At 59.7% G+C, this 3,365-nt stretch carries 1 protein-coding gene and 2 pseudogenes; all 3 read right to left on the bottom strand.

Annotated features, from left to right (window positions below):
- Positions 1 to 86: 86 nt before the first annotated feature.
- Positions 87 to 1,058: pseudogene (locus tag KQH55_RS15090) on the bottom strand (IS5 family transposase); the annotation flags it as partial.
- Positions 1,059 to 1,116: 58 nt separating this feature from the next.
- Positions 1,117 to 2,607 (bottom strand): group II intron reverse transcriptase/maturase, encoded by a 1,491-nt coding sequence (gene ltrA / locus KQH55_RS15095; protein ID WP_373566406.1) that lies wholly within the window; start codon positions 2,605 to 2,607, stop codon positions 1,117 to 1,119.
- A 365-nt stretch (positions 2,608 to 2,972) separates the two neighbouring features.
- Positions 2,973 to 3,236: pseudogene (locus tag KQH55_RS15100) on the bottom strand (transposase); the annotation flags it as partial.
- Positions 3,237 to 3,365: the final 129 nt, after the last annotated feature.

Genomic DNA, 3,365 nt, shown 5'->3' on the forward strand with positions numbered 1-3,365 from the left:
TCGCGCTCACCCAAACTGTCCATGATCACGCTGAAACGCCGTCCACCATCAGCCTGATTCGACCGTCCATGATCGCTGAAATACGCACGCAGGTTGTGGCCGGCGCCGCACAGTACCGCATGAATGGCATCGCCAAGCGCGCCTTTGAGCCAGTTGCGATCGAGCTTGCCGTCTGTTTTCATATGGCCGATGACCGGCTCGATTGCACTGCGCCGCCGGATCATGGCCCGCAAGCCGCGTGTGATGCCACGACGCAAACCCGGGTGATAGATTTTCACGCCATCGATGGCCACACCCTTGTAGCCACGGTCCACAACGGTGATCTGCGGTTGAACCTCGCTCAGGATTGACGCCTGTTCCAGCGCTTGGGCCAGCGTATGACCATCATAAGGATTGCCCGGCATCGAGCGCGCACCCACCACCAAGCCTTCTTTGTGCGTGGTCGTGATCGACACCTTCACGCCGAATTCGTACGGCTTGCGCGCTTTACCTTTTGCCAGGCATTCGACTTCCGGCGCATGCAGCGCATACAGCTTGTTTTTGTCCTTGTGCTTCTGCGTGAGAATCTGCTTTGTGCGGCTGATCAGATCTTCTAACGCCGCGCGACTTGGCTGCACGAGGCCATCGAGTTGCCGCTCAACGTCACGCGTGACACGGCCTACGCGCGAACGCAAAGTGCGCAGTACCTTCTTCATCCGCTTGTACTGCTTCGCGTGCGCGTAGCGACCGATCTGCTGTGCCAGACGTGGCGCCTCGCGGTTGTAGTTTTGCCGCAGCTTCAGCCCGTGCCGGGCGGCCGCTTTCACCAGATGTGCTCGGCAACGCTCGAGCAGGCGCGAATCAGTGGGATGCGCAATCGCCTTTTCCATCACCGTCGTATCGACAATCACCCGCTTCAGGCTCGAGCTCTTGATGACGTTGGCCCGCTTAGCCGCCTCGATCGTCTCGGCCAGCAGTTCTTCAATGCCCGCTTCGCCCAGCCGCTTGCGCCAGCGCGTCAGGCTCGACGCCTCGATCGGCGGCCGGGTCTGCAAGTACGTCTGGCCGGTGAACACCTGATTGCGGTAGGAATACCCGTTACCTGATACCCCCCGCTTAGATCCGAACGTGCCCAATTCAGGCATTCGGCTCCCACCTCGGGTGATTGACGGCAAATCGGCGATCTGGCCAAGCATGAAGAATTTGCGGTTGAGGCAGCCACTCGTCTGCCAGACGCTCAATACGCTGCCACGTCATCGTGTCCTTCTGACTGCGCCGCCGGAGCGTGCGCCGCCAGATGTTCATTATGCCGTGCCGGAACGCACGCAACGCCCGGATATTGGTCGGAACGGCATGGTATGCAAAGTAGCCCCGAACGATCTGCGCCAGCCAAAGCCCTTGTGAGGCGATCGGCTCATGCATTCGCAAGCGCATTTGCTCCTTGACCTGCTTAAGCTTGGCGCGCAGCCGGTCCTTACGGCTTTTGCGCTTGAGTTGGAAGCTGCCGTTGCGTGACGTCCCACTGATGTGAGTGAAACCCAGATAAGCAAACGTCTGCGGCTTGCCCATGCCCTTACGCCTTCGCCGCTCGGCGGCATACCGACCAAACTCCAGCACACGGGTCTTCCCCGGATGCAGCGTGAGGTCGAACTCCTCCATGCGTTGCCGCAGCTCCTTCATCAGCCGCAGCGCATCTGCTTCGTGCTGGAAGCCCACCACCGTATCGTCCGCATATCGCGACACCACCACCGTGCCACGGGCTCGCTGACGCCGCCAACGTTCTATCCACAAATCAAAGACATAGTGCAGATAGATATTGGCGAGTAATGGGGAGATCACCGAACCCTGGGGCGTACCGGCCTGTGCCGACATCAACCGGCCATTGTCCAGCACCCCAGCATCGAGCCATTTGCCGATCAGGCGAATGACTCTCGGGTCCGCCACCCGGTGCTTCACGAAACGGATCAACCATTGCCTGTTGACGGTGTCGAAAAAGTTTCGAATGTCGGCATCCAGAATCCAGTTTACCGGTCGCCACTGAATCGCTGCAGCCAATGCATCGAGTGCATCATGCTGGTTACGACCCGGACGAAATCCATACGAGAAGCCGAGGAAGTCTTCCTCATAAATGGCGTTTAGAACCTCAACCATTACGCTCTGCACCAGCTTGTCTTCCAGCGCGGCGACACCCAAGGGCCTGAGACCTGCGTCTGCCTTGGGTATATAACGTCGCAGCACTGGCAGGGCACGGTAGCTCCCTGTATGAACCCGCCTGTGCAGGTCCCGGAGATTGCTCCCCAGTCCCACTTCATAGCTTTGCCACGTCACACCATCGACTCCCGGTGTTGCCTTACGTTTGAGCGCATAGAATGCAGCGCTCAGCCGCTCGACGGTGACGTGGTGCAGCAACGTCGTGAAACGCATCTTCTTATGCTGTCTCGCCAACTGCCGTACGCGATCCAGTCCCTGTGACACGCTTGCCCGGTTCTGTGCCCGGCACGTGTGATTCTGGTTCGCGTTCCCCTCGGTCCCCGCCCTTGGCTCCACCCACTCCGCAGCCGGTTTCCCGACCTTGTTCGCAGGTTTCTTCGCTACTACGGCGGAGTCTGACTTCTCACGTCCGTGCATCATCGGCTTCGGCTCCTCGCCTTCCCGACGCGGGCCTGGCCAGTACCGCTACAACGCCAGGTCAGACGTGAGATCTCCCGCCTCCCGTGCAAGGCGCTTGCGTGCATGCCAGGTTCTACGACCACGCCGGATCGGCAGGCACTCGCGATGTCGCGCCCGCTCATATTGCCTTCCACGTACTGGAGCGCGTCGGCATCCGGGATATCAACCATTTCGTGGCTCCATGGCTGGCCTGCACGTTCCCCTGCCGACGCTTCGCTGACCTCCTCACGGATGCCCGCGCACGGCTCGGGGGCGATGTGGCTCGCTATGCCTTCATCGTAGTGAACTCTCACCACCTACACCTTGCCGGTCTCCCGGCGCACCCAGTACGGATTCTCCAGCCATTGCCAGACCACCTCCTCGTCCGACAGGTCGAAGGCGTGCTGCAAATACAGTAGACCCGCAATCAAACGCGGCGACGTTGCCGGCCGGCCGCGCTGCGACACGAAGCTCGCGCTCATCGCCGTGCTCAATCGGTCCCAATCAATCAGATCGGCCAGACGAACCAATGGATGCTTTAAGTTGATCTGCTCGCGCAGCGGCTGGCGGAACAAATCTTCCTCTGGCACTGGCGTCTTCGGACCCATTCAACCCTCGTCGAAATTTGCAGGAAATTCACACCAATATGCCTGCCTCTTGCAATTCTCACCATACCGTTTCAGCTTCCCTGCTTTACTGCATCAGCCTGGACGGATTGTTCAGGTCCAACTTCTATG

Source organism: Mycetohabitans sp. B3, assembly GCF_021498065.1.
Lineage (GTDB): Bacteria > Pseudomonadota > Gammaproteobacteria > Burkholderiales > Burkholderiaceae > Mycetohabitans.